This window comes from Nitrosomonas communis (assembly GCF_001007935.1).
In the GTDB taxonomy this organism is placed as follows: Bacteria; Pseudomonadota; Gammaproteobacteria; order Burkholderiales; family Nitrosomonadaceae; genus Nitrosomonas; species Nitrosomonas communis.
In genome coordinates this window covers 1,745,547-1,770,996 of record NZ_CP011451.1, presented here as the reverse complement: position 1 = coordinate 1,770,996, position 25,450 = coordinate 1,745,547, and the positions used below count along the sequence as shown (strand labels likewise).

Annotated in this window: 24 protein-coding genes; 6 read left to right on the top strand and 18 right to left on the bottom strand. The window is 48.3% G+C overall.

From position 1 onward, the window contains the following. Nucleotides 1-79: 79 nt before the first annotated feature. Nucleotides 80-874, bottom strand: coding sequence for a nucleotidyltransferase family protein (locus AAW31_RS08060; protein ID WP_046849842.1), 795 nt, complete (start codon nucleotides 872-874; stop codon nucleotides 80-82). A 233-nt stretch (nucleotides 875-1,107) separates the two neighbouring features. Between AAW31_RS08060 and AAW31_RS23095 the strand changes: the two genes are divergently transcribed. Then, complete coding sequence (locus AAW31_RS23095; protein ID WP_258920423.1) at nucleotides 1,108-1,236, top strand: hypothetical protein; 129 nt, start codon at nucleotides 1,108-1,110, stop codon at nucleotides 1,234-1,236. Beyond that, nucleotides 1,208-2,923 carry an ABC transporter ATP-binding protein gene (locus AAW31_RS08055; RefSeq protein WP_046849841.1) on the top strand — a complete coding sequence of 572 codons (1,716 nt, stop codon included), beginning with the start codon at nucleotides 1,208-1,210 and terminating at the stop codon, nucleotides 2,921-2,923. The genes AAW31_RS23095 and AAW31_RS08055 overlap by 29 nt, the downstream gene beginning before the upstream one ends. Here AAW31_RS08055 and AAW31_RS08050 read toward each other — a convergent pair. The 5 genes from AAW31_RS08050 to AAW31_RS18890 all read right to left on the bottom strand — a co-directional run bounded on the left by AAW31_RS08050 (nucleotide 2,875) and on the right by AAW31_RS18890 (nucleotide 10,820). Further along, complete coding sequence (locus AAW31_RS08050; RefSeq protein ID WP_046849840.1) at nucleotides 2,875-4,068, bottom strand: glycosyltransferase; 1,194 nt, start codon at nucleotides 4,066-4,068, stop codon at nucleotides 2,875-2,877. The genes AAW31_RS08055 and AAW31_RS08050 overlap by 49 nt on opposite strands. Nucleotide 4,069: 1 nt before the next feature. Beyond that, nucleotides 4,070-5,257, bottom strand: a complete 1,188-nt coding sequence (locus tag AAW31_RS08045) for a glycosyltransferase (protein WP_046849839.1) — start codon at nucleotides 5,255-5,257, stop codon at nucleotides 4,070-4,072. Nucleotides 5,258-5,365: 108 nt separating this feature from the next. Beyond that, entirely contained in the window at nucleotides 5,366-6,382 is a 1,017-nt protein-coding gene (locus AAW31_RS08040; protein ID WP_258920422.1) for an NAD-dependent epimerase/dehydratase family protein, read from the bottom strand. Next, complete coding sequence (locus tag AAW31_RS08035; protein WP_046849838.1) at nucleotides 6,366-7,697, bottom strand: UDP-glucose dehydrogenase family protein; 1,332 nt, start codon at nucleotides 7,695-7,697, stop codon at nucleotides 6,366-6,368. The genes AAW31_RS08040 and AAW31_RS08035 overlap by 17 nt, the downstream gene beginning before the upstream one ends. Before the next feature lie 246 nt (nucleotides 7,698-7,943). Then, nucleotides 7,944-10,820: an alpha-mannosidase gene (locus AAW31_RS18890; protein WP_052752147.1), complete on the bottom strand. Its 2,877-nt coding sequence runs from the start codon at nucleotides 10,818-10,820 to the stop codon at nucleotides 7,944-7,946. Nucleotides 10,821-10,864: 44 nt separating this feature from the next. Between AAW31_RS18890 and AAW31_RS21255 the strand changes: the two genes are divergently transcribed. Together AAW31_RS21255 and AAW31_RS08025 are read left to right on the top strand one after the other, a co-directional pair. Further along, the gene (locus AAW31_RS21255) at nucleotides 10,865-11,035 is read left to right on the top strand and encodes a hypothetical protein (RefSeq protein WP_158441441.1); all 171 of its coding nucleotides are present in this window, start codon (nucleotides 10,865-10,867) and stop codon (nucleotides 11,033-11,035) included. A gap of 342 nt (nucleotides 11,036-11,377) precedes the next feature. Next, entirely contained in the window at nucleotides 11,378-12,646 is a 1,269-nt protein-coding gene (locus AAW31_RS08025; RefSeq protein ID WP_046849837.1) for a glucose-1-phosphate adenylyltransferase, read from the top strand. A gap of 12 nt (nucleotides 12,647-12,658) precedes the next feature. Here the strand turns inward: AAW31_RS08025 and AAW31_RS08020 are convergent, their stop codons facing one another. The 9 genes from AAW31_RS08020 to AAW31_RS07980 all read right to left on the bottom strand — a co-directional run bounded on the left by AAW31_RS08020 (nucleotide 12,659) and on the right by AAW31_RS07980 (nucleotide 20,328). Further along, complete coding sequence (locus tag AAW31_RS08020) at nucleotides 12,659-12,913, bottom strand: acyl carrier protein (RefSeq protein WP_046849836.1); 255 nt, start codon at nucleotides 12,911-12,913, stop codon at nucleotides 12,659-12,661. A gap of 23 nt (nucleotides 12,914-12,936) precedes the next feature. Further along, the gene (fabF, locus tag AAW31_RS08015; protein ID WP_046849835.1) at nucleotides 12,937-14,154 is read right to left on the bottom strand and encodes a beta-ketoacyl-ACP synthase II; all 1,218 of its coding nucleotides are present in this window, start codon (nucleotides 14,152-14,154) and stop codon (nucleotides 12,937-12,939) included. 311 nt (nucleotides 14,155-14,465) lie between these two features. Beyond that, nucleotides 14,466-15,185 (bottom strand): 2,3-bisphosphoglycerate-dependent phosphoglycerate mutase, encoded by a 720-nt coding sequence (locus AAW31_RS08010; RefSeq protein WP_052752146.1) that lies wholly within the window; start codon nucleotides 15,183-15,185, stop codon nucleotides 14,466-14,468. Nucleotides 15,186-15,212: 27 nt separating this feature from the next. Beyond that, nucleotides 15,213-16,253 carry a fatty acid desaturase family protein gene (locus AAW31_RS08005; protein ID WP_046849834.1) on the bottom strand — a complete coding sequence of 347 codons (1,041 nt, stop codon included), beginning with the start codon at nucleotides 16,251-16,253 and terminating at the stop codon, nucleotides 15,213-15,215. 10 nt (nucleotides 16,254-16,263) lie between these two features. After that, nucleotides 16,264-16,707: an HIT family protein gene (locus AAW31_RS08000; RefSeq protein ID WP_046849833.1), complete on the bottom strand. Its 444-nt coding sequence runs from the start codon at nucleotides 16,705-16,707 to the stop codon at nucleotides 16,264-16,266. A 4-nt stretch (nucleotides 16,708-16,711) separates the two neighbouring features. Then, nucleotides 16,712-17,509, bottom strand: a complete 798-nt coding sequence (locus AAW31_RS07995) for a phosphocholine cytidylyltransferase family protein (protein WP_235264533.1) — start codon at nucleotides 17,507-17,509, stop codon at nucleotides 16,712-16,714. 154 nt (nucleotides 17,510-17,663) lie between these two features. Next, a complete protein-coding gene (locus AAW31_RS07990) occupies nucleotides 17,664-18,821 on the bottom strand; it encodes a cysteine desulfurase family protein (RefSeq protein WP_046849832.1) in 1,158 nt (385 codons plus the stop codon). A gap of 70 nt (nucleotides 18,822-18,891) precedes the next feature. After that, nucleotides 18,892-19,140 (bottom strand): hypothetical protein, encoded by a 249-nt coding sequence (locus AAW31_RS07985; protein ID WP_046849831.1) that lies wholly within the window; start codon nucleotides 19,138-19,140, stop codon nucleotides 18,892-18,894. Nucleotides 19,141-19,488: 348 nt separating this feature from the next. Next, the gene (locus AAW31_RS07980; protein WP_046849830.1) at nucleotides 19,489-20,328 is read right to left on the bottom strand and encodes an alpha/beta hydrolase; all 840 of its coding nucleotides are present in this window, start codon (nucleotides 20,326-20,328) and stop codon (nucleotides 19,489-19,491) included. A 117-nt stretch (nucleotides 20,329-20,445) separates the two neighbouring features. On the opposite strand from AAW31_RS07980, the gene ppa reads away from it, so the two are divergent. After that, nucleotides 20,446-20,994, top strand: a complete 549-nt coding sequence (ppa, locus tag AAW31_RS07975) for an inorganic diphosphatase (protein WP_046849829.1) — start codon at nucleotides 20,446-20,448, stop codon at nucleotides 20,992-20,994. A 20-nt stretch (nucleotides 20,995-21,014) separates the two neighbouring features. Here ppa and AAW31_RS07970 read toward each other — a convergent pair whose 3' ends face one another. From AAW31_RS07970 to AAW31_RS22710, 3 genes are all read right to left on the bottom strand, one after another. After that, entirely contained in the window at nucleotides 21,015-22,196 is a 1,182-nt protein-coding gene (locus tag AAW31_RS07970; RefSeq protein ID WP_046849828.1) for a BaiN/RdsA family NAD(P)/FAD-dependent oxidoreductase, read from the bottom strand. 122 nt (nucleotides 22,197-22,318) lie between these two features. Further along, complete coding sequence (locus AAW31_RS07965; protein WP_046849827.1) at nucleotides 22,319-22,813, bottom strand: hypothetical protein; 495 nt, start codon at nucleotides 22,811-22,813, stop codon at nucleotides 22,319-22,321. 740 nt (nucleotides 22,814-23,553) lie between these two features. Next, on the bottom strand, nucleotides 23,554-23,832 hold the full coding sequence (locus tag AAW31_RS22710; RefSeq protein WP_082110379.1) for a helix-turn-helix domain-containing protein: 279 nt from the start codon (nucleotides 23,830-23,832) through the stop codon (nucleotides 23,554-23,556). A gap of 901 nt (nucleotides 23,833-24,733) precedes the next feature. Here AAW31_RS22710 and AAW31_RS07960 point away from each other — a divergent pair. Next, entirely contained in the window at nucleotides 24,734-25,213 is a 480-nt protein-coding gene (locus AAW31_RS07960) for a hypothetical protein (protein ID WP_046849826.1), read from the top strand. Nucleotides 25,214-25,450 lie beyond the last annotated feature (237 nt).

Here is a 25,450-nt window from a genome sequence, read left to right as displayed (position 1 = left end):
GCGGAGTTCTCACAATTTCTCTTTGGAAATAATGCGGGGTTTGTTTGCTGACTGCATCGGTTGTCTCAGATAAGTTGCTTCATCGTTTATTTAAATGGGATTCTACCAGCTGCAAATCCTCAGCCTTATCGACATCAATCCCGGCTTCTGCAAAGGGAAGTCTAATCGCCTGTATTCTCACGCCCGTTTTGGCCGAAACACTTTTCAGCGCTTGCGTCATCGTTAAAAATCCAAACAAGTAACTCAATACGGCTCGCCAGCCTAGGACCCGGCCAACCAGCCGCCAAGGTCGTTTGCGTTGTTCTTCCGCTCTGCGCCAAAATGAAATCAGTTCACGGCCCTGTTGATTGAAGGTATATAAATTACAACCACAGAAATTCCCATCACGTAAGCGGATGACTGTTTTCTTGCGTCTGGGGAAAGCGGCTTTAATGAGTTCATAATCGGTCATCCCCACTGTCACATCACAATCCACCGCACTCGATACTTCCAGAAAATACTGTACGATTTCCGGCGTGAGGAGCGCATGATCAGCTGTGGTCAGCAACACACGTGTGTGCTCATTCACTTGCGCTAGCGCTTTGTGCGCACTGCGGCTAGGTGAATTTTCATTGGCGACCCAGATGATTTGTCCGCTTTCGATACGCTTGACCAGCTCTGGACACTGCGGCAGTAATGCTTCGGGCGGGCCGCATAGGATGATCGATTGCACCCTGTGAGTCGCAGCCAATGCATCGAGCACACGGATAATCATGGGTGTGCCGCCAACTGAGGCAAACGCTTTACATGCAACGCCTGCTTGGCTCGCAACCGCATCGTTGGCGGTGCGGTCTGCTGCGAGCACCACAGCAGCATAGGATGTGTGTTGAGTCATGCGCTATCCCCTCTATCTTTTGTAATAAAATGTTTTTTCATATGGCGCTACTCTCTGTCTGAGGTACGGTATATGCTTGTAGGCATTTCATTTCCAAATCAAACATGACGCGAAGGCGAGCCGCAGACAGTATAAACGCAGACAGTATAAATAATACGGCAAGGTGAAGCCGACAAAGTCAGTTTTGATTTGGAAATGGAATAATGTTAGCAACTATTCAAAACGGAGCATACATGAAACCACACCTTGAAGCACACTGCCGGTATGATGTGGTGCGTGAAAGTACAGATAACCAGAGCATTTTTAGAAAGCAGGAGATGACAGGTTCACTTCATGAAACTGCTGCTCATATTTTCCCGTAGCGATCCATGGCGCAGTGCACTGGTGGTTGCGTCGCTGGTGCTGGCCGCAGCAGTAGAGGGTTTTGGATTTTCTACTTTGCTCCCGCTGCTGAGCCATGCGGGTAACCGACCAGCCAGCGAACATTCAGCCCTTGCTCAGATAATGGAGCCTGTGTTGTCGTCTATAGGGCTCCATCCGTCCACACCTGTTTTATTGTTGGTAATTTTGGTAGCATTGCTGATCAAATCGGCGCTGCTGCTCGTTGCCAACCGCCAGGTCGGCTACACCGTAGCGCAAGTCGCCACTGATCTGCGGCTGCGTTTGTTACGCGCCTTGCTTGATACGCGCTGGACCTATTTCACGAGTCAGCCTGTCGGAGTGCTCGCCAACGCATTCGCAGCAGAAGCCACCCGTGCCTCGCAAGCTTATTTAGCGGGCGTCACGATGATCTCTCAGTTAATTATCGTGATTGCCTATGCCGTCATCGCCGCAATGACTTCTTCAGCGGCAACGGGCGTAGCGATTCTGCTCGGCATCGTCACTGTTTCAATTCTCGGCCATCTCGTCCACATTACACGGGCGGCAGGTGCACTGCAAACGACGCTGCAAAAAGATGCTATTACCCGCCTCATCGACGTCTTTCGCGGTATCAAGCTGGTCAAGGTCATGGGACGCGAGCCGATCGTCACGCCGATACTCGTGAATGAGACCGAGCAGCTTAACACCGCCTTACGCCGCCAGGTCATCACTAAAGAAGCGGTCGCCGCGCTCCAGGACATGGCGCTTATGTCCTACGTCGCGATCAGTGTGTATGTATGCATCGTTGTGCTTGGTCTCGACCTCTCTTTAGTATTCATGCTCGCGCTGGTCTTTATTCGCATGCTGACCAGCCTCAACAAAGCGCAGCGACAGTACCAGGATATGGCCGAGAAGGAAAGCGCATACTGGTCACTGCTCTCGACCGTCGAGGCGGCCGAGGCCGAGCGTGAAATGATCACTGGCGATACCATACCACACCTCACACGCGGCATAGTGCTACGCGATGTAGTGTTCGCTCACGACACGCACAGGGTGCTTGATGGGGTATCTGTCGACATTCCAGCCAGCAAATTCACAGTCCTTGTTGGGCCATCCGGCGCCGGCAAGACCACGATTATCGATTTGCTGGCTCGTCTGGTGAGCCCACAGTCGGGTGATATCTATGTGGACGATGTGCCGCTTGGTGATCTTGATACGACCACATGGCGGCGCATGATCGGTTATGTTCCGCAGGAGACAGTACTGTTTAATGAGAGTATCGCGCTCAACGTATCGCTCGGTGATCCAGCAGTCGGTCGCGCAGGCATTGAGGATGCGCTGCGGCGCTGTGGGGCGTGGTCATTTATCGCACACCTGCCACAAGGCATGGACAGCAATGTGGGCGAGCTTGGTGGCAAACTCTCGGGAGGGGAACGCCAGCGCATTGCGATCGCGCGCGCCCTTGTGCGTCGTCCGCTGCTCCTCATCCTGGACGAACCCACTTCGATGTTGGATAGCACCAGCGAGGAAGCGATTTGGCAGATGGTAGCAGGACTGCGCGGTCAGGTTACCATCCTCGCTGTCTCACATCAGCAAACGCCACTTTCTCTGGCAGACCAAGCCTACCGGCTCGAGTCCGGTCATGCGGTACTGCTTGGCCCAGGGGAAATGCCACGTGCCGCGACTTGAGCCGCTAGCACACGCAGGTAGGCATCAACCCCGGCATCAATACGGAAATCCTCAGCCCGGCGAAGGAGCTTGGCACGTGCGGGCGGTGCCGCGAGCAGCTTGAGAATGGCTGCGGCAAGTGCCCGATCGTCGTGCACCGGTACCAGGGGACCGATGATGCCGCCCTCCAGTATTTCATGCGGACCACTTGGACAGTCGGTCGACACGACTGGACAGCCACACGCTAGCGCCTCGATCAACACACCCGGTAATCCCTCCCACGCAGAAGACAACACGAGCACAGCTGCCTTCGACATCCAGGCAAGCGGATTGTCCACATGGCCCAGAAGCGCGGCATCCGTATCGAGCCGGAGCTCATGCATGAGCTTCTCGAGCTTGTGGCGTTGACGCCCTTCGCCGAGAATCACCAAGTGTGCCGCACGCACGGCGCGCACGCGCGCAAAAGCACGAATCAGGGTTGGATAGTCTTTCTGCACGGTCAGACGACCCACAGCAATGATCAGTGGAACAGAGCGGTCGGTAACCCAAACATGGTTGACAGGTTGCGCGGCACGGCGTGCAATATAAGGCCCAACCACGGGATTATAGATCGTGGTGACGCGATGGTCGGGCAAACCGGTGAGGCGCTGCACCTCGCGCGCTACTCCCTGGGAAACGGCAATAATGTGATCTGCCCACGGATAAACAACACCGAGCGTCCAGCGCAGTAAGCGGTGGATCGCTTGCTCAAACGGTGGCCACCAGCGGATATTACCAGAAGGATAATTACTCGCACGCAGAACGAGGGGAATATTCATCTTGGAAAAACGGCGCGCAAATGTCGCCACCAAATTGACGTGACTCGCACCTGAAAGCAACACCTCAGGGTGCTCGTCTTGGAGGTAGCGCGCCAGCGCCGGTATGGCACAGGCGGTAAACAGCCCACGCAGATTAATGCGTCGATTGAGTCTCTGGAAGAAATAGCGCCAACCCTGCTTGAGCACAACGACTTGCACGCCGGAATGTAGCGCGATACCAGTGTTATCGTCAGCAATGACCACGAGATCGACAACATGCCCTCTTTCAGCAAAACCATTGGCGAGCGTAAGGGCGCGTTGCTGGGCACCGCCACCGCGCAGGCTGTAGATGAATAGAGCGATGCGCATGTCAGTTCTCCTTTCTGAGCGCATATACGCCGCGGAGCACTGCGAGGTAGCGTTCTACGGCCACATCGAAGCTGAACTCTGCCGCTCGTGCGGTCGAGTGTTCACGCGGTGAAGGTGCTGATAATGCGGCCAGGATCGCATCGGATAGCGCTATATCGTCTCCGACCGGGACCAGATAGCCGAATTTGCCGTCGGCGAGAATTTCGCGCGGACCGCTTGGGCAGTCCGTGCTCACCACTGTGCAGCCGCAGGCAAGTGCCTCAAGCAATACGTTGCTGAAACCCTCCCAGGCAGACGCCAGCACGAAAACCGAAGCACGCGCCATCCACGCGAAGGGGTTCTCTACAAAGCCGGGCAGGTACACGTCATTTTCGATGCCAAGCTCCCTGATAAGATGTTCAATGCGCGCACGCTCTTCGCCTTCGCCCAAGATGACCAGATGCATTTTGTGCTTGACCCGCACGCGCGCAAAAGCTCTAACGAGCGTAGGATAATCCTTCTGCAATTTAAGTTTGCCGACTGCGAGCAGGACAGGGGATGCACCGGTACTCAGCCAAGGATGCTGGATCGTTTCGCGCGACAGGCGGGCAACAAGATCAAGATCGAGCGGATTATAAATCTGGAATACGCGCTCCCGGGGAATGCTGGTAACTGTCATAAGATCTTCAGCCACGCCACGTGAAATAGCGATGACTGCTTGTGCGCTATTATAGGCACGTGCGATCAGCCAGCGCAGTAGCTTCGCAATCAATCCTCCCCATTTCGCTGTCGCCTTTGTGAGATTAAGATTGGTGGTGATCACGATCGGGATGCGCGTCTGCGACCACACTCTTCCCCACAAAGCAGCCAGGTTGGCAGGAATCGAAGTAGACAGCACAACGTGAGGGCGTTCCACGGCAAGATAGCGTGCCAAAGCAAATACACTACTCATCACCCACCATCCTTTGAAGTTGCGGATGACCGGTAGATGAGCCGCGTAAAACTCGAGTACGAATAATCTCGCACCGGCTGGTACTGCGGCACGAAAGGGGCCTTCATCACGCACCACGACCACGTCGACCACGCAGCCGCGTTCCACGAAACCTCGTGCAAGTAGCAAACTACGCCGTTGGGCACCGCCGCCGCTTAAACCGGACAAGAACACCGCGATGCGCAGTCGACGCTGCTCGATTGGGTAATCATGTCTCATATCAGCAAAGCGTTGTATCGTATAGCAATACTTACTCGGCGCTTGCCTAGTGACCGATATGACCAGAAAGCGCAGAGGCCGCAGTGACGGCCAGGCAATGCTTGCGGCTTAAACCTGATAGTGTTCACGGTACCAGGCCACAAAACGCGGCAAACCCTGCTCAATTGTTGTGGTAGAACGCCAGCCGAAATCACGTTGTAGCGGCGTGGTGTCAGCGTAAGTAGTCAGCACGTCACCCGGTTGCATCGGCAGCAGATTCAACCTCGGAGTACGGCCCAGCGCTTGAGCCAACACCTCAATAAAGCGCAAGAGTAACTCAGGCTGATGGTTACCAATATTGTAGAGCGCATGGGGCACACCCTCCACCGCAGGCGGGGGGTGATCCAGCACGGCCAGCATACCGCTAATGATGTCATCAATGTAGGTGAAATCGCGCTGCAGCTGGCCGTGGTTGTAAACATCAATCGGCTCATCCGCTAAAATTGCACCGGTAAACTTAAAGGCTGCCATGTCAGGTCGACCCCAAGGGCCATATGCCGTGAAAATGCGCAAACCCGTCGCGGCAACACCAAACTGTCGTGCGTAAACCTGCGCCATCAATTCGTTGGCACGCTTGGAAACTGCATACAGGCTCACGGGCGTGTCCACTCGGTCTTCGACCGAAAAAGGAACCATGCTGTTGGCCCCATACACACTAGAGCTGGAGGCATAGACGAGATGGGTGAACATCCCTTCGTGCTGCAGATAACGTGCTGCTTCCAGTACGTTGAGAAAGCCACTCAGGTTGGCATCGATAAAAGCCTGCGGCTGCGTGATGGAATAGCGTACTCCCACTTGTGCGGCGAGATGCACGATACGGGTGGGGTGCAGCCGCGCGACTAAGGCAGAAAACCTTGCTTGATGCGTAATATCCATGCGCTCAAAGGTAAAAGCGGAATAAGTCTGTAACTGCGCCAGCCGCGCCTCTTTAAGCACAGGATCGTAGTAGTCATTGAGATTATCCACTCCCACGACCTGCTCCCCACGCGCGAGCAGCGCCTGAGTCAGATGCATGCCAATAAATCCGGCCACCCCCGTAACGATGATGGGAGCATTCCTAGCGTTGCAGCTAATTGCTTTGTCCACGTCCCACACCGAAATATTGCAGCCCGCTGGCGCGTACGAAAGCAGGATTATAGAGATTACGACCGTCAAACAGGGCTTTATGGGTGAGCGTAGCGGCCAGCCATTCAAAGTCAGGACTACGAAATTCCAGCCATTCGGTGACCACAGCGAGCACGTCAGCATCCTCACATGCTTCACGCGCTGAAGCGGTAAACGTTATTCCTTGGGTTGTTTTAAATATCTGACGAGCGTTGTTGATAGCCGCGGGATCGTAGGCACGCACGCGCGCGCCGAAGCGAGTGAGCAAATCGACCAGCATAATACTGGGCGCTTCACGCATGTCGTCGGTATTAGCTTTGAAGGCCAGGCCCCACAACGCAATGGTTTTACCCTGTACGTTTCCTCCAAAAAAAGCTTTGATCTTTTCAAATAAAATGCCACGCTGCCGTTCGTTGACTTGGAGAGAGGAACGCAGCAACAGAGCCGGCTCCCCGATGCTATCGGCAAGACGCACAAGTGCGCGCAAATCTTTGGGAAAGCACGAGCCGCCAAAGCCCATACCAGCATACAAAAAGTGTGGCCCAATACGGGGATCCGCACCGATGCCGTGGCGCACTTCTTCGATATCCACGCCCAGCCGGTCTGCCATGTCGGCCATCTCGTTCATGAAGGAAATACGTAGCGCCAACATCGCATTGGCTGCATATTTAGTAAATTCAGCCGAGCGCACATCCATTATAAACAGCCGATCACGATTGCGGTTAAAAGGAAGATAAAGCGCACGCAATATATCGGCCGCAGCCGCATCGTTTACGCCGACAATGATACGATCTGGCCGCATGAAATCGTCGACGGCGGCGCCTTCTTTAAGAAACTCAGGGTTGGAGGCGGTACGCACCTGAACGTTAGTATCACGCTGATGGAGTTCTTTTTGCAAGGCAGCCAGCACCTGATCATTAGTGCCTACGGGCACGGTGGACTTGATGACCACCAGCGTATCGCGCACAATTTTTTCGCCCAAGGCATGAGCACAGGACAATACGCCTGATAAATCAGCCGAGCCATCTTCGCTCGAAGGAGTCCCCACGGCAATGAAAATAACTGAGGCATGGGCGACCGCCTCCTGATAGCTCGTTGAAAATTTCAGACGGCCCGCTGTGCTGTTACGAGCGACGATGGCATCAAGACCTGGCTCGCGAAGCGGAATTTTGCCATGGGTAAGGCGCTCGATTTTTTTCGGATCGGTATCAATACACACGACATCGTTTCCCACATCGGCGAAACACCCGCTCGTAACCAGTCCAACATAACCAGCACCAATGACGGTAACTCTCATGCGTTTTCCTTTTTAAGAGCTCACTTCCGAAGTGGCCGCTCGGCATGAAACCCGACCTCATTCCATTTCCCAATCAAAACTGACGTGAAGGCGAGCCGCAGACAGTATCAATCCTACGGCAAGAGGAAGCCGACAAACTCAGTTTTGATTGGACAATGGAATCAGCCATGTGCCCAGCTCAGTATAAGGAAAATATACGCAAAGCTGACTGGCTCGTCAAACTTCCTATTGATTGATCAGCCCAGCCTACCCCTCCTCAAACAGGACCGAAGCCACTTCATGAGAGTGCACGCTGACGGTTATTTCTCCATTTCGCCCAATCTCGAGAAGGCTGATTGTTTGCTCTGCCATATTCAATCGCGCAGATTTGCCGAATTTACGCCAAGGCGTAATGGTAACTTCAATCTCTTCGTCACCAATATTATAGCCACGCACAAGCCAGCCGCGACCGTCATCTGTCTCTTTCACGGCACTCACTAATAAAGAAGGATGGTCGACAGTCACAAAGGAGCCGGTGCCAGCAAGCATGCCGCGGTGTAGATCAGTCGAAACTACGCGTAAGGGTACATCAAAACTCCATGCCTGCTGAAAATTACTCTGATTCAAGATGATCGAATAATCAAACTCCCATTCACCCTGCATTTGCGCTTTCGGTGTTTCTAGAAAAGGACCTGCGTGCCCAGTACGGGTAGAAAAATCATCACGTGAGAGCCAACCGACACAGCGCAGAAGAGTAAGGGCAATTTCATGGCGCGAGGTTACTTCCACTTCGGGCAAGCCGCGGTTGGCGATACTCATGTCAACCGCTGAAGTAAACGCACGTTGGGGTGCTTCGGGGCGCGGCTCCTCTACCCATGCTGCATCATGCAAAGGAATACCTATTTTTCGTTTGACGATTTCAAAGTGACCATCAAATTGAGCAAACTCAATTTCTGTCGAGAAGGGAAAATGTACCCGCAGGCGGTGGTCTTTGGCGGCATTATTGACGCGTGTGTGAATATCCACACGCGGGACGCCGTTGATCAATGTAATAGTAGTGGTGATGGGGAGTTTCACCCTTTCACTTGACCGTGATTTCCTGTCTGCATTTAAACGGGCAGGAATATTCATTTCAAGCGAAACAGTGATAACCTGCTGGACAGCACCGCGCACGATGTTTACCTCACACAAGGCCGGGAGGTCCTGTGTGCTGTCGAGCGAAGGTGGGGAGAAATTATATTCGTCGCCACAGTCACCGCTATCTACAAAACGATGCAAACCGCGATATTTCTTTGCTGTGGTCTTGTCAGTAACCGTCAACGTTCGGTCACTTAATTCTAATTCAACCACGAAGTGGGTATTTTCGATCACATAAGGTGGGCGGCATGTGCGACGGGAGAGGCGTGCTATAAGTTTTTGCACCAATGGCAAAGAAACCAGCGGCGCGAGCGAACGCATGGCGGGTGACACCTCGATTTCAGGCAGGTTATTTTGCTTGGCGCACAGATAGAAAGTCTTCCATCCTAAAGCAGGCACGTCATTTACTACGAAGGTAATATCAGTTGATTGCGGCGAGCGGGCATGGATGTGGAAGGCTTCTATGCTGGTATCATGGATGAATTCCCGAAGTGCCGTCACACCCTTATTCCATACCTCCACTTGGGGAGGCTTATTCTCGGCAAAAATGGCTTCGATACGCATGGTGGCACCCTCACGCTCGAAGTGAACCGCCTGTACGGCCAGGTTACTAATGCGTCCTTCATGCGCCAGCCCAAGCAGGCTGCCAAGCTTTTCACGCGGCACCCGCACATTGATCAAATCGGTTACCTTTCCACTGGCAGACTGATGCGGTACGCGATTGCCCGCTTCATCCACAATCTCGAAATCGGAAATGTTGGCTGGCAACACCATGCTCGCACTTACCACGTCGGTACGGGGAAAAGAAAGCGGATTAAAGGCAATGATAGCTGACAGCTTCGGGCCAGGTGATGAGGACTCCTGCTCTGTGTTGATTACGGATGCCAGCGCGTCGATATTTTGTTTGGTGATCTCTTCACCAATTTGTTCCACCTGATCAAAGCGTGATTTCATCTCTTCATGCACCTGGTCAATGGAGCAGCCGCAAATCGAATCGTGCGGATGGCACTCCATCAGCAGTTGCCAGGCTTGACGAACCAGAGGCGCAGGCTTGTTGACTAACTTCATGAGTGAAGCAAACACACTCAATGGCTCGGCCCATTTCTCCAGTAAATTCTCGCAGGTATGATTGCGCTGCTTGATCCACATGCGTGCAGATAACACACCGGGCAATAAAGGTGAACGTTTACAGGAACGTAATTCACCGGTAACCACAGGAAGTTGTAATTTCTGCTCTGCGATTTCCGTTTGAATTTCTTTGAGATAGGCTGGCAAGGTTGAGTGGATGGCGCAGTATGCGTTGAGATGCTCATTCGCGGCTTGAATGGCTTTGCTTGTTCCGGCCGGTGGTTCCATATGATCCGTACCATACATCACCAGCAAATGAGACAAAACAGAATGTGGCGCAAGTGAATCTGCGGCTTGTTTGATTTGTTCAGTGAATTGTGCGGGGTTATCGGCGTTAAGACCGGCACCATTGCTGTAAGAGTCGCGTAGATACATCATCAGCACACGCGAGCCATCCGGGGCTTGCCACCAGAACTCGGCAGGCTGATCATCCAATCCCCGCCAAACACAGGCATTGTCAATACCAAATCCACGCAGAATCTGAGGCATTTGTCCGATATGCCCAAAGGAATCGGGCAGATAACCGATCCTCATTTTCTGACCAAACTTGCGCGCATCCCGTGCACCTGCCAGCAAATTACGAATATGCGCTTCGGGACTTATGAGAAACATATCCGGCAGGATGTGCCAGGGACCAATCAAAATACGCTCTTTGCGGATGTTCTTTTTGAGAATTGCTTCTGCCTCTGGCCGCATGAGCAGGTAGTCATCCAGCACGATTGTCTGACCATCCAGCATAAAGTGTTTGTAATTGTCATCCTTAGCGAGCAGGTCGAGCAAGCCGTCCACAAGATGAACGAGCCTGAGACGGAACTGCTGAAAAGTGCGATACCATTCGCGGTCCCAGTGAGCATGGGAGATGACATGAATCATTTTCATTACAACCTCCACTTTCTTCGGCCAGACTTTGTGCTTCTTCTATGATGGCGGGAGAAATAGTTATCGGCAAGCAATTTTTCCATGAACTCGACCAGACACTCAATGCGCCAGACACTCAATGCGGTCAATTTGGATTCAAATCAAATGATGAGCCTGCTTATGCCCTTGCTAAATCAAAACCGACTACTTTGTCGCAGCTTCACCTTGCCGTATGATGGGTACTGTCTGCGGCTCGCTTTCGCGTCATGTTTGATTGGGAAATGGAATTAGTGAGTTGTTGAAAAACTATCTGCTTGGCTGCTGCGGTGTTAAAAATAGGCACAACATGCTCATTTATCAGGGATAAATTCTGCTTCGCCTGTTTTTACCTATCACCAACTGCCTCGAATACGTTTTTCAATAACCTGCTAAAAGCTCCTGAACCATAGTGGTCTGGCAGAATTTATCCAGGATGTCTCTCTTGATCCCTATCAAATTAAAGTGCGCTTGAGTACTCATATAGGCTAATATTTTAATATGGTAATCAGCTCAAAAAAACGTCATCACAAGGAGTAATAATGAGAGATAGAAGACAGCTGGAAAAAATTATCGCATTTGTGCTAGCAGGAGGAGAAGGTAAGCGTTTAAATCCATTATCTGCAGAGCGTTGTAAACCTGCTGTTCCCTTTGGTGCACGATATCGAATTGTAGATTTTGTTTTAAGCAACCTGATCAATTCTGGAATAAATTCTGTATACCTATTAGTGCAGTATAAATCACAAGAGCTCATTGAACACATTCGAAAAGCTTGGGTCATATCGCCCTTACTGCCCAGCCAGTTTGTTACAGTGGTGCCCCCTGAAATGCACAAGGAAACCCTGCAATTTAAAGGTACCGCGGACGCTGTTTATCAGGGACTCAGGCTCATCGAATTACATCAACCCGATATTGTCGCTGTGTTTGGCGCTGATCATATCTATCGGATGGATATCAACCAAATGGTGTGGTTCCATCGAGAGCATCAGGCTGATGTGACAGTTGCAGCCTTACCGATCCCTATAGAACAGGCATCGAGCTTTGGTGTTATTGGCACTGACACGGAGGGAAGAATTTGCGAGTTTCAAGAAAAACCCTTAGCACCCAAACCTATGCCCTCTGATCCCGGCCGAGCCTATGCTTCTATGGGAAACTATTTATTCAATACCGAAGTGTTGATAGAAGCGTTACGCGAAGCCCACCGGCTTGGCGAGACCGATTTCGGACGCCATGTGTTACCACGCTTAATGGCCAGTCAGCGCTTATATGCTTATGACTTTTCCACCAATGTAATACCCGGTATCAAGTCTTACGAAGAAGTGGGCTATTGGCGTGATGTGGGAACGATTGATGCTTATTTGGGCGCACATAAGGATGTATTGGGAGAGGCTCCCCGTTTCGACGCATTTAATCCACAATGGCCTATCTTTTCCAGTAATTATCAGGGCCCGGTAGCAAAAATCCTGGGCGGTGAAATCAAGAATAGCTTGTTTGGTGCAGCCTGCGTCATCCACAAAAACACGCGTATCCAAAATTGTATCGTGCGCCGTGAAACCGTAATAGAAGAAGGTGCCGAACTGGAGGATTGCATCATTATGGATTATGTGCGAATAGGACGTAATGCCCGCCTGCGGAACGTCATTATTGACCGGCATAACACCATCGAACCCAACACACAACTTGGCTATGATCGGGAAGCGGATAACAAGAAGTATGTGGTTTCACCCGGCGGCATCGTGGTATTACCCATGGGCAAGATCAATTTCTTTGCGCGCGACTCACGCGGTAAAGGACCCGGCTATGCTGAATGACTCTATGCATTCTTATGCAGATACAGAAGGAGGAGGATGATCGATATAGTTGACAATATCTCCGACACTGCGAAAATTTTTGACTTCGTCACTATCAAAAGAAACGCCAAATTCTTCTTCTGCATCAAATAACAACTGGACAGTATCCATAGAATCGAGCCCCAGCTCCCCAAATTGTGAAGCAGTCGTTATTTTGGAAACATCCACATTTTCAACTTTTGATGCGATAAACTGTATTACTTTCTGTTCAATATCTGTTTTATCCATATCTGAAATTACGCCTGTAGTGTTTAAAGGGTTGAAAAGATAATGCTGACGTTGTTGCCGCCAAAGCCGAATGCGTTACACATACCGGTTTGGACTTTCTGTTGGGTTGCTTGATTCGGGGTATACTTAAGATCACACTCAGGATCAGCCTCAGCGAGATTAATAGTGGGGTGAATCGTACCGGTATGCAATGTCATCACGGTAGCAATGCTACCAATCGCAGCCGATGCACCAATCGTATGACCAATGAGCGATTTGGTAGCACTAATCGCAATCTCTCGCGCACGTTCTCCCAAAAGTTCTTTGATGGCTTTGGTTTCAACAATGTCCCCGAGCGGGGTAGACGTCGCGTGAGCGTTGATATAGTCTACTCTCTCTGGTGGTATGCCGGCATCCTGAATAGCGGCTTTCATGGCGGATACCTGCCCTTCCATTTCGGGTGCAACGATATGAGTGGCATCGCAGGTGCAGCCATAGCCTGCCAAGTAAGCGTATATTTTGGCTCCACGCCTCACGGCTGCTTCTTCTTTCTCCAGGATGAGTATACCTGCCCCTTCTCCCATCACAAATCCATCGCGATCTTTAGCGAAAGGTCTGGAAGCCTGTTCCGGATTATTATTAAAGTGAGTAGATAACGCGAACAAGGCTTCAAAACCCGCCATGGTCAGCGGCAAGACACAAGCTTCCGCCCCCCCTGCAATGACTACATCTGCTTTTCCGATACGCAAAAGATCAAGTCCCATACCGATTGCGTTTCCGCCCGAAGAACAAGCCGTACTCGTGGTCAGATTAACGCCTTTCAATCCATATTTGGTAGCAATCCAGGCGGCAGCAGAATTGGCCATGATACGGGGCACAGTAAAAGGAGGTACAGACTTATTCTGCAGCTTGCGTGTAGCAGAGGATTCAAATGTTGCAAACCCACCCATTCCGGACCCCAAACTCACAGCCAGACGCTCTGGCGCATAACCATCAAGGCTACCGGCATCTTCCCACGCCAAACTAGCAGCCAATAACGCTAGTTGAGTAAATCGGTCAGTTTGTTCCACCTGCTTAGCTGACAAAAAAGAGGCAGGATCAAATCCGATGACTTCGCCTGCAATCTGGGAACGTTGTCTGGAGGCATCAAAACTTTGAATACGACGAATTCCACTCACGCCCTTAATGGCTGCCTCCCAGAATTGATCAACCCCAATTCCGATCGGCGAAACAACTCCCATCCCTGTCACTACGATACGCATAAAGAATAGACCTAGGTTTAAAAAAGTAAAAAAGAAGACCTATATAGTAGGGGCCCAAACATCACTGAATTACCTACTTTAACGGTTATGATTCTATCCTGAGCCCATCTTGATTGCCAGCTTTTGGCGGTTTTAAGACATGTGCTAACTTTTAAGATGGTATGCTTCTCTCAAATCTTGATGCAGCACCTTTGCGAGATGCGTCCCTTTTACCGCAGGAGTAGGTTGCTATAGCCAGAAAGGGCACTCATCTTTTTTCTAGGCTAGCGTATATAAAAACCCCATTCTTGTGGTTAATGGATAATTCAAATTCACCCTTTTTCTTGATGCACATAATAATACCTGACCAGATTCAGCTTGCTATCCAGCTCAAAACACAGTGGCTGGGCGGTTGCGATGGATAGTTTCATCACTTGCTTTTGCGATAAGTTGGCGAGTTGCATCATTAAGCCACGGAGCAGATTCTTGTGTGAGACGATCAGTACACGCTTTCCTTGGCGAATCTCTGGCAAAATGGTTTGTTGCCAGAAAGGCTTGGCACGTTCCACTGTCTGCTTTAAACTTTCTGCCAAAGGCAGAAGTGATTTATCAATACCTGCATAGCTGACTTGATTACCTGGAAAACGTGGATCTCCCAGATCGAGGGAGGGTGGTGTGGCTGCAAAGCAAATCTGAGTACTCAATATCGGCCAGATTCCAAATTGCCTGATCGCTTCCCACGGCCGCAGCCCTTCCAATGCACCATAATGGCGTTCGTTCAATCGCCAGTCTCGCCGAACGAGTATTTCTTCCAAGCCCATGGTCGACAGCACGATCTTGAGGGTATCGGTTGCACGCTTCAGCTCTGAAGTAAAGCAGAGATCAAAAGTATAACCAGCTTCCTGAAGCAAATGCCCTGCTCGCCTGGCTTCCTCTTCTCCTGCCAAGTTCAGCGTCACGTCACTCCAGCCGGTAAAATGCCTGTCATGATTCCAGATACTTTTACCGTGCCGCAGCAGGACGAGCTTGGTTATTTCCGGTTTTTCACTCACGGCACTAGTTCCATGATACTTTCTTTCCTATCGAGATGAGGCAGCCGCTTCTTTCCAGATGCGCGTCAATGCATCCCATAATCCTTTGCGCACAGTCTGCAGATAAAGGGTGTTGTCACTCAATCCATGCACAAGACGATGCTGTGCCTTGCTCAAATTATGATATGGCAGACTCATAAAAAGATGATGGGTCGCGTGGTAACGCAGCCCTACCGGCGCCCACAGCCCTGTGAGGAAATTCCCCGGAACATTGATTGAATCAAGATACTGCTCGGCCAACTCCAAGGTATGAGTGCCAGGATTACGATAAGCATGCGCAGCCAATGTGCGCAAGGAATTGAGGATAAAAACCAATACGGCTATGACATACCACAGTACCAGCACCAGGTAAGAAAGGACATTGAGAGCCACACCGGTAACGACTGCCAATGCAAATACAAAGGTGGCAAATTCCTGCAGGCGCCAATCGTGATCATTACGTACCGCATTGGCTGCTCGCTTGTAATTGGGGTTAATCGTCAAGGAAGAAGCCCGTTCCCAGACAAGCCTGCGCAATGGCGGGATCAAATAAGATAAGGGTGTCAACAGTAAGAAACGTACCACCAGCAACAACGGTAGAATGAATGACAGCAATACATAACGCACCATTTCACCAGGCCGTTGAATGGCGAAGGGGAGATATTCCCCATCCTTGCTGGTACCGTACACATCCCGTTTGTGATGATCGTTATGCACGCCATCATAAGTAAACGAGGGAATCATCAATGGAATGCCGCAGATCAGATTCCATACTAAACGAAATACTTTAAATGTGCCTTTTTTGAGATGGGCCAGTTCATGAATAAAGATCGCCGACCGATAAAAAGCCAATACCGCCACACCACAAGCAAGAATTTGCCACACGGAGAGAAATGAGCTATGCAGCGCCGTTATAAACGCAGCCCAGCCGAGTGTGATGTGTACCAGAAAATCCAGCCAGTAAATCCATGGATTGGGTGTCATCAAATCACGCACAAGTGCATGTGCTTCGCGCAATGGAAAATCAGGCGGTGTATTTCTATCAGACATGTTATCTTATTTATTCCCAACAAGCAGTAATGTGTTTCATGATGAGTTGATTGGTGACGCTATCGGTGGGATTGATTTGACTGAAATTAGGGACACCCGGCCAGCCTGCATCCATAAATTCTTGTCCGGTAAATTGCTGTGAATGTGCATAACGTGGGATCACGTGGAAATGAACATCAGGATCCACCATCATCAGCATCAAGTAGTTCAGTTTGTCGTAATTGAACGCTTTCTTCAGAGCAGGCTCAATTTGCCCGATCACTTGGTGTAATTCGATAAAGCTCGCTGGGCTTAATTCAGAAAATGCCTGGGCTGGCTCATGTGCAACAAGGACCAGCGCACCCAGGGTAAGCTGGGCAGGACGCAGTAGCACGCTCCAATGGGTATACTGACGGATGACAGTAGCCGGCGCACCAAATTTTTGCATGGTGCCATTAAAAACGGTTATGGTCATAAGCTTAGATAGAAGAAGGTAATGTTTTATCGCCTACTACGCTTTCCATTGGGTTTGCTTTCTTAAGCGCGTCGCCCTGTATCGCAAACAAAGTTTCTGTTCTGCGCAAATCATCTATGAAATCAATTTCACCCCAATGGCATCCATGTACAGAACAGGAATTCACCAAACGCTGCTGAGCCAACTTATCAATAATGCTGAGATACCAGGATTTAAGCCTGGCTGGATCGCGCAATGCGTGCTCAACCGCAGCACGGAAAAGCTGAACGCCTTGTTTGCGGAAATAAATCAAACCGATTGATTCTGCGTTTGTTTGCTCTGCAGTGAGCTCTTTACTGACATGTCTAACCCATCCTTCAGTATCCAGTTCCACTTTCATGTCATCTTCATCAAATATTTGCTTGAAGTCTACACAAAGCGTGATAGGCGCCATTTCAGCGTGTAGCACACATGATAATAAATCGGCATCAAAAAGTGTATCGCCATTCAGCAATAGAAAATCATCTGTCATCTCATCGCGCGCAATCCAGCAACTGGCAAGATTATCCGCCACCTCAAAAAAAGGGTTAAAGCGCGTTCTGACTTGTGGATGATCAGCGTAACGCTCTGCGAGTAATGCCTCCACCTTTCCTACCTGAAATCCAACAATCACGGTAATATTTTCGATGCCTGCCCTCAGTAAAGCATCGATTTGCCATGCGATCACAGGCTTGCCGAAAACGGGTAACAAGCACTTAGGCGTATTTTCAGTGAGAGGGAGTAACCGCCGTCCCTGACCTGCACTCAAAACAATTGCTTTCACAGGGATTGGGCTTTTTTTGTTAGTCATAGCATCATTTGACGCATTATTAATCTTGTTATAATTATAATTTGTCGTGTCGGGACATGAATATGGGTAAGTTATTCTACTGGAAAAAATCAAATTTTCCTTAATTTGATAACTATATTGAAGGTAATCATTGCAGTAGCATTCCATTCAAGCTCTTCAGCTCTCGTGCGATTTTGCCCACGGTTTTCAAGAAATCATTAATTTCGGTCATAGTATTGTCATATCCGAGGCTCACTCTTACTGCGCAACGCGCCAGCATAGGGTCAACTCCCATTGCTTCCAGCACATGACTCTGCCCAGGTGTCACACTGGAGCAGGCAGCACCGCTGGCAGCTGCAAAACCCGCTTTATCCAGCCGAACAACCAGCGTATCTCCTTCAATCTCCGGCAGCGCAAAATAACAGGTATTGGGTAAGCGTGGCGCGTCTAATCCAAAAATAATCGCACCCATTGCAAGCAAGCCTCGTTCTAGATATTCGCGCAATTCGGTTAAGCGCGTGGACATCTCGTTTATGCGCGAGCAGGCCAGCTCGCAGGCCACACCGAAACCGACGATAGCGGGCACATTCTCTGTACCTGAACGCAGCCCATTTTCATGCCCTCCACCATATATCAGTGGCTTAAGCAGTAGCCGCTTATCGATAATTAATGCTGCTGCGCCCTTGGGACCATAAATCTTATGTGCTGAAATAGTCATCGCATGCACTTTTAATTCATTGAAATCGAACGGAATCTTGCCGAATGCCTGAACTGCGTCGGTATGCATCCAGGCGCCTTGGGCGCGGGCCATGTCCGCGATTTTAGCAACCTCCTGAATCACACCGGTTTCATTGTTTGCTAACATCACTGATACCATAGCAGGTCGGTCTGCCAAGGCATTACGTACATCTTCCAATTGCACCTGCCCCAATTCATTCACCGTCAGTTGACGTAACTGCCAGCGCTCACTTGCTCTTCGTGCCAATTCCTGGGCTGGCCGCCTGATGCAGGGGTGTTCGATCGCGCTGATGACTAACTGAGAAGGCTTTAAATAATCCGCCACCCCTCTGATAAAAAGGTTGTTTGCTTCTGATCCGCCGCTGGTAAAGATGATCTGTGATGGCTGCACTCCGACAGCCTGCGCGACCTGCTCACGTGCCTGGCTGATCGCACGGCGCGCTGCCATACCCAATGCATGGCGGCTAGAGGCATTGCCATATTCCTGCCGAAAATACGGCAACATGGCTTCCCATACGCTTTCATCTACTGCGGTGGTAGCGTTATGATCAAAATAAGTCTGAGTCATTTATTCTTAATATTCCAATATTATGAACACTGAGTAAGTGAGTACTATTATTTTCCTTCTCCTAAAATGGTTACTGGACATCTAGTATTTCCAGCGCTCGATGAAGCGCTTCCAGTGCTTCTGTATGCTTTCCTTTGTTATGTAAGGTTTCACCTTCAGCTCGCAACTTCCGGACCTCGGCTTCTTGTGTTTCAGTGATTGCCGGCTTTTTTGCCAAAGCCTCATCAATTTTTCTCATATCGATCGTACAACGATATGCGTATGCTCCGTTACTAAAGATAAGCAGGCATAGCATAACGATAAAATGACGCAATTTCATCTGGATCTCCTTATATTCTTGGTTAATTGAAATGATTTATTCCGTTTCAATGGATCCAAGCTCATCTAGCAGACCTTCCATAAGCAAACAAATTCTTAAAAAATATATTCGCAGCTTCTGTCTCAATTAGTATCCCATCTGACAATGATTATTAATGACTGTTCGCGGCAAGCATACCAAACCAGCAAGCTGCGCAAATGTCAGTCTTTGCCAATTCAAGCCAAACAATATATTGATTACCCTGTTATTCCATTTTTAAATCAAAGATGACACGAAGGCAAACCGCCAGCAGTATAAATAATACAGTAAGGTAGAGCTGGCAGAGTTAGGCTTAATTTAGAAATGGAATTACTGGGATAATCTACCAGCCTCCCCCAATCTGGTACTGATAAAATCATCCAGTGCCATGGCCCATTCTTTACGGCTAAAAATGAAGCCTTCGTTGTGCCCGCCCTGCAATGTCAGGAATAGTTTCGGTTCGGCTGCTACCTGAAAGAGCGCCTGACCGTGCCAAAAAGGCACGATCTCATCTTGCGGGCTATGCGCGACCAATACCGGGCAAGTGACAGACTGCAAATAATCGATCGTATTGTATTGGAATCGGGAGAGAAGGCGTACTGGCAGGAATGGATACAATTCTGATGCCAGGTCAGGTACCGAAATAAATACCGACGCCAACACTAATGCGCCGGGTTTTTGCTTGGCAGCAAGCCATGCTGCGACAGCACCGCCAAGTGATTCACCGAATAGCACGATCCGAGAAGGTGGGATAGCTTTTATTTCGGTCAAATACTGCCATGCTGCTGATGCGTCTTGATACGTGCCAGTTTCTGACGGTGAACCGCTGCTTCTGCCATAACCTCGGTAATCAAAAATGAAGGTGTTATACCCCAATCGATAAAACGTCAATAAATAATCCCTCCGATGGGAAATATTACCAGCATTGCCATGAAAGAAAAGAATGGTTCCTTTAGCAGCGGAAGGGGCCGGTACAAACCATCCATGTAGGGTTTCCTTATCAGCCGTGGCAATCGTCACCGGCTCATAGGCAAGGCCTTCCCGATCGGGTGTAAAGGTAATGTTGCGTTGCGGGAAATAGATAAGATACGATTGGGCAAAAAATACCAATAATAACAAAGCCGCGTAGCCGGCTGCCATGAAAATAACCAGTTTAAGTAACATGCGCATAAGACTAAGTTAACGTACCATTTTATAGAAGGAAAGTTAAGCATGAATCAATCGATCATGCCGTGATAATCAACGCTTACCGTTATAATAGCGTATTAACAATTTTCAGGACTGCCAATGAACTTAGATCGTGTCGATTCAGGTCATGACCTTCCCAATGATTTCAATGTGATCGTTGAAATACCCATGAATTCTGATCCCATCAAATATGAAATGGACAAGAAAACGGGTGCCCTGTTTGTAGATCGCTTTATGTCTACTTCCATGCATTACCCATGTAATTATGGTTATATCCCGCATACCTTATCCGGGGACAAAGATCCAGTAGATGTGCTGGTTATTTCGCCGGTACCCTTGATTACTGGTGTAGTTGTTCGCTGTCGACCGCTTGGCGCATTAAAAATGACCGATGAGGCCGGTGAAGATATCAAGTTAGTGGCCGTGCCGATTGACAAATTATGCAGCCTTTACACGCAAATTAAATCGGTGGATGATCTATCTGAATTCATGCGTGCGCAGATTGCACATTTCTTTTCGCACTACAAAGATTTAGAAAAGGGCAAATGGGTCAAGATTGAAGGTTGGGGCGGTATTGAAGATGCCAAAGCGGAGATCATAGAGGGCGTCAAACGGTATACCTCAGCAAAAGATAAGCCTAAATTCTAATTCCTTATAGATGGTGTACGCTACACAACCACCCCTGCAGCATAACCCGAAGACCAGGCCCACTGGAAATTAAAGCCTCCTAAATGGCCTGTCACATCGATGACCTCTCCGATAAAAAACAGACCGGGATGTTTTTTGACTTCCATTGTCTGCGATGAGAGTTCTTGCGTATCGATACCGCCTACCGTGACTTCTGCTGTGCGGTAGCCTTCAGTGCCAGTGGGATGGATGTGCCAGTCATTGACTGCGCGCGCAAGCGCTGCCAGCTTGCTATCAGGCAATGAAGCCAATATACCATTGCACGTCTGCTCATCGCAGATGCTTTGTGCCAGGCGTTTGGGGAGAATCTCAGAAAGGGCATTACTTACGTGCATTTTTGAGTTGCTTTGCTTCTTTTCTTTTAGAAACCTGAAAACATCTATTCCAGGCGCCAGATTCACCCTGATTGGCTCTCCTTCTTGCCAGTAAGACGAGATTTGCAAGATGGATGGGCCGCTTAAGCCGCGGTGGGTAAATAACAGTCCTTCAGCAAAGACCTGCTTTTGGTAGCAGACTTTCGCCTCGACTGAAACACCGCTCAATGCTTTGCACCGCTCCAATAACGCACCGTCAAAAGTCAGAGGGACCAAGCCGGCTCTGGGTTCGATGACATTCAAACCAAACTTCCTGGCGATTTCATAACCGAAATTGCTTGCTCCGATTTTCGGAATAGAAAGGCCACCTGTTGCAATCACAAGCGAAGTGCAGATTTGATCACCTTTATTGGTCTTGACACAATAACCACCTGGAACAGCCTCAATATCAAACACACATGTTTGTGTCTCCAGCTTGACTCCTGCCTGACGCGCTTCCGTGAGTAGCATATTAATGATCTGCTTGGACGAGTCATCACAAAATAGCTGCCCCAGCTTTTTCTCATGAAAAGCAATGTTATGTTTGCGCACTAGAGAAATAAAATCTTGTACTGTATATTGCTTGAGTGCTGATTTGCAAAAATGTGGATTTTGCGAAAGATAACATCGGTGCTGCGCATGGAGATTAGTAAAATTGCAGCGCCCGCCACCTGAAATACGTATTTTCTCCGCAATTTTTGCCATATGGTCGATCAACCATACGTGCCGTCCGCGCTTCCCGGCTTGTATCGCACACATCAACCCGGCTGCACCCGCGCCGATGATGATCACATCGTAGCCTCGAAACATGTTTTAAATTACTGACAAGAATAATATTTTTATTTTTGCAAGCTGAAACAGCATGCCATGAATTCATAAGTGTATAGTAGTGAGCCTAATGACAAACCTTGATCAGCCAAACTGAAGCACTATTATGAAGACTTTGCTCTGGTCAGTACGCACGTTTGCAAATGCTGCCAAGCGATACCCCCTACATGCTTATTGCCTTTCAAAGTCGCCATCGTACGGTTATCACTCATATTCTTAATCATCAAAACAAATGCATAAGCAGGTTCCACCTCGGCACTATCTTGATGACAGGAGCGGATTCCTGGGTTCGGGGCAACATATTCAAAAACTGCATCGGGATTGGTAGGGGAATTACGCGCAAAGATACCCGGCAGGAATCTTGTGTCATAGGCATAAATTGCGGATGCGTCGATATCCTGATAGAGTCGATTGCTGAATTGCAACATACGAATTGACCATCTGCTATCCGCTTGCAACCTAGCTACAACGCAGCGTGCCAGATCAACATGATTTCCAGCTATCGGTTCTTCATAAATCCATGGCTGCTCTTTCGGTCCTCTGATACTTGTGCATGCAGCCAGGATTAGGACCAAAATTACGATCATTCTTTTCGTCATAGCATTCTCCCGCCAAAATTGTGGAAAGTCTTATCAAATTAGAGCTTATCTGAGCTCATCTCCAGATTAGCTACACGTTATTTCGTGCTTTATCGTAGAGCTATGGATATCAATGTTTTGAAGACTAACCATATTCAACATACTCAATCAACCTTTGCCAGCTGCCTGCACGCTGTCATGGCAGCAGCCACATCACATCATGGCACTTTATGATAGGTAATACGAAGAGCAGCGACATTTTGATTTGATCTCCCATTGGGCGGCAGAGCGTTAATCAGGAAAAAGCAAATCAAGTTGCCAATTACCGATATTGCCCTATTATGTCCAGACAAAGCAAATATTCTCATTGAGAAAAGTAGGAGATAGCCTGATTTGCTGTGATCCGTAGATTAAAACAAAGAATTTATACCGTGCATCCAGCCAGCGAATCTCATGAGGCATCGTCACGCTTTGTTCCATAGCGATGCTCAAGAATAAAAAAAGTTTCGCAATAATACATGAGCATAACTTTTTATCTCACAATAGCAGGAACATCAAAAGCTACCATGAGATCGATCATTTAACTATTACGTCAGATATTACAGCAATATATCAATTACAATCCAGATGAAGCGCTTCCAGAAAGTAACAGTGACATAGATGGCTAATATGTTATAAGTATGTTCTTGCCAACAAGGTTGGCATGGAAAACTCAACATCAGCAGATTGCTCTACCAAATTCCTTGCCATTCCTTGCCAATTTATCTTCGCTTACGTCGTCGGATCAATCCATTATCTTCTGCTTTTCGCAATGCCTCATATCTGCAATGCACATCCATAAAGGAAAGAATTCGTTGGAACTCAGTGCGAATGGTGGCAGGAGAGCGACATAAGTGAGCTGCAAGTACTTTGGTATTGGTTGTTTTCATTTCAACACATGCTTCTAACAATGTGTATAGTGCTGGCGTAAGCCGCTTACCTTGACTCCGAGTAAGTCGTTTGCTTTGACTCTGATCTATGTCAACTATATTTACACTCATAAGTAGTCCTTTTCAAAAAAATTGCATAGGCCACTCTTAAGAGCGGGAATTGCTGATGGCTCATACAAAGATTAGAAAACCCTTAAGAATCATAAAAAACAAAGCAGATAGCAAATCTGGAAAGATACTTCTCATTATTATTACCTATTTTAGTCAGAGTTGTTTTATTTCAGTTCACGCTTTGTCTGACTCAATCTTAAATTTATAAAACGCTTAATTTGAATTTAATATGATTTCCTTTTATATCAGCAATAAACATGCCGATTTAAGTGGAATTAATATATATTATTGTTTTTAAATTAATTTAATTTGATTGATGATTATTAATTAATCAATGAAACCCTGCCACCAGATAATTCTGTAAAAAATTTCGACATAAAAAAAGAATTCTTTTACAAAATTATCGAAATGACACGAGCCAGCCTGGATTTTTAATATCAGATAACTTGATTTATCTGGCGCAATAACGCAACAGATTGATTATATGGTTTTTTTTCATGTCTCTGCTATTCAGACACAAAATTGTATGCGTATGCATTATTGCTTGCCTATTGGTTGCGTTTTACTATCATTTCGTAATAAAGCGCAATTAGTTTGAGCCGTGGTTCCTTCTCTGCTTTTGAGAGGAATTATTTTGTCGATTTTTTTTACAGTTTGCTCGGCCAAGTATGTTTGAAGTTAGCAATGGCTAAGTGTTATAAGTGTTACAAAGCGTTATTCCATTTCCAAATCAAACATGACGCAAAGGCGAGCCGCCGGCCGTATCAATCATACGGCAAGGCAAAGCTGACAATGTCAATTTTGATTTAGAAATAGAATTACTTATGCACCAAGTGCTATTAATTTAGCAGTTACAGCCTTATTTAGCTGCTAAATATTAACACTGCTTTAACAGGTCATCATGAAAACTATTAATTATTTACTTTTGGTGAGTATCTTTAGCTTGGCTTCAGTGGCACAGGCTGACTCTGCTCCTTATTGCTGGTTGTTGAATACCGCAATGCCAGGGCATGGTGACACGCAGTTGCAACTTTTTGACTTTAATGAGCAAGCGGATCAGGAAGCGAATCACAGGAAAAAAAACAAGAATCGTTTAGTCTCAGGAACAGCCAGTTTCGATATCATCACCACCCCACCATTTCAACACCATACGCGGCTGGTAATCGGTTCGAGCACGACAGTAAGTGATAAGATCGAGATTTCGCTTCATGCCTCAGAAGCAGAAAATGTTCCAAATTCTGCACAAAAAAGACTATGGTCGGGTACTTATCATCTCATCCTGGATGCAAATACTTTGAATGGCATCTTCCTTCTGCGCGCCAGTGAGGATAACCCTCAGCAAACATTCAATGGAGAAGCTACCTTTACTCAATGCGAGTAATTGTTAAATCCATGTCGATTATTTAAATAAAAGACCGCATAGATTAAACTTGATTGCGAGGTATTTTCAATAGTAGGCAGGTTATGTAAAACCATCTATGAGCAAATATGATTATGCTGCTTTGGCTGCAATTTACGCCAGTGGCAACTATAACTATGCCCCCACCAAACCATGTGATAACGTGGTTATTCAAGCTGGGAAAAGAGTTAATACAGCTATCGCTTAGACTGACAAAGT

Coding starts and splice junctions, on each gene's coding strand:
- AAW31_RS07980 (WP_046849830.1), bottom strand. CDS start 20,328: ATGCGCATGTTACTTAAACTGGTTATTTTCATGGCAGCCGGCTACGCG.
- fabF (WP_046849835.1), bottom strand. CDS start 14,154: ATGCGTATCGTAGTGACAGGGATGGGAGTTGTTTCGCCGATCGGAATT.
- AAW31_RS07985 (WP_046849831.1), bottom strand. CDS start 19,140: ATGAAATTGCGTCATTTTATCGTTATGCTATGCCTGCTTATCTTTAGT.
- AAW31_RS07970 (WP_046849828.1), bottom strand. CDS start 22,196: ATGTTTCGAGGCTACGATGTGATCATCATCGGCGCGGGTGCAGCCGGG.
- AAW31_RS08045 (WP_046849839.1), bottom strand. CDS start 5,257: ATGAGACATGATTACCCAATCGAGCAGCGTCGACTGCGCATCGCGGTG.
- ppa (WP_046849829.1), top strand. CDS start 20,446: ATGAACTTAGATCGTGTCGATTCAGGTCATGACCTTCCCAATGATTTC.
- AAW31_RS08050 (WP_046849840.1), bottom strand. CDS start 4,068: ATGCGCATCGCTCTATTCATCTACAGCCTGCGCGGTGGCGGTGCCCAG.
- AAW31_RS07960 (WP_046849826.1), top strand. CDS start 24,734: ATGAAAACTATTAATTATTTACTTTTGGTGAGTATCTTTAGCTTGGCT.
- AAW31_RS08060 (WP_046849842.1), bottom strand. CDS start 874: ATGACTCAACACACATCCTATGCTGCTGTGGTGCTCGCAGCAGACCGC.
- AAW31_RS21255 (WP_158441441.1), top strand. CDS start 10,865: ATGGCGGGAGAAATAGTTATCGGCAAGCAATTTTTCCATGAACTCGAC.
- AAW31_RS08000 (WP_046849833.1), bottom strand. CDS start 16,707: ATGACCATAACCGTTTTTAATGGCACCATGCAAAAATTTGGTGCGCCG.
- AAW31_RS08055 (WP_046849841.1), top strand. CDS start 1,208: ATGAAACTGCTGCTCATATTTTCCCGTAGCGATCCATGGCGCAGTGCA.
- AAW31_RS08020 (WP_046849836.1), bottom strand. CDS start 12,913: ATGGATAAAACAGATATTGAACAGAAAGTAATACAGTTTATCGCATCA.
- AAW31_RS23095 (WP_258920423.1), top strand. CDS start 1,108: ATGAAACCACACCTTGAAGCACACTGCCGGTATGATGTGGTGCGTGAA.
- AAW31_RS08025 (WP_046849837.1), top strand. CDS start 11,378: ATGAGAGATAGAAGACAGCTGGAAAAAATTATCGCATTTGTGCTAGCA.
- AAW31_RS08035 (WP_046849838.1), bottom strand. CDS start 7,697: ATGAGAGTTACCGTCATTGGTGCTGGTTATGTTGGACTGGTTACGAGC.
- AAW31_RS22710 (WP_082110379.1), bottom strand. CDS start 23,832: ATGAGTGTAAATATAGTTGACATAGATCAGAGTCAAAGCAAACGACTT.
- AAW31_RS08005 (WP_046849834.1), bottom strand. CDS start 16,253: ATGTCTGATAGAAATACACCGCCTGATTTTCCATTGCGCGAAGCACAT.
- AAW31_RS07990 (WP_046849832.1), bottom strand. CDS start 18,821: ATGACTCAGACTTATTTTGATCATAACGCTACCACCGCAGTAGATGAA.
- AAW31_RS07965 (WP_046849827.1), bottom strand. CDS start 22,813: ATGACGAAAAGAATGATCGTAATTTTGGTCCTAATCCTGGCTGCATGC.
- AAW31_RS18890 (WP_052752147.1), bottom strand. CDS start 10,820: ATGAAAATGATTCATGTCATCTCCCATGCTCACTGGGACCGCGAATGG.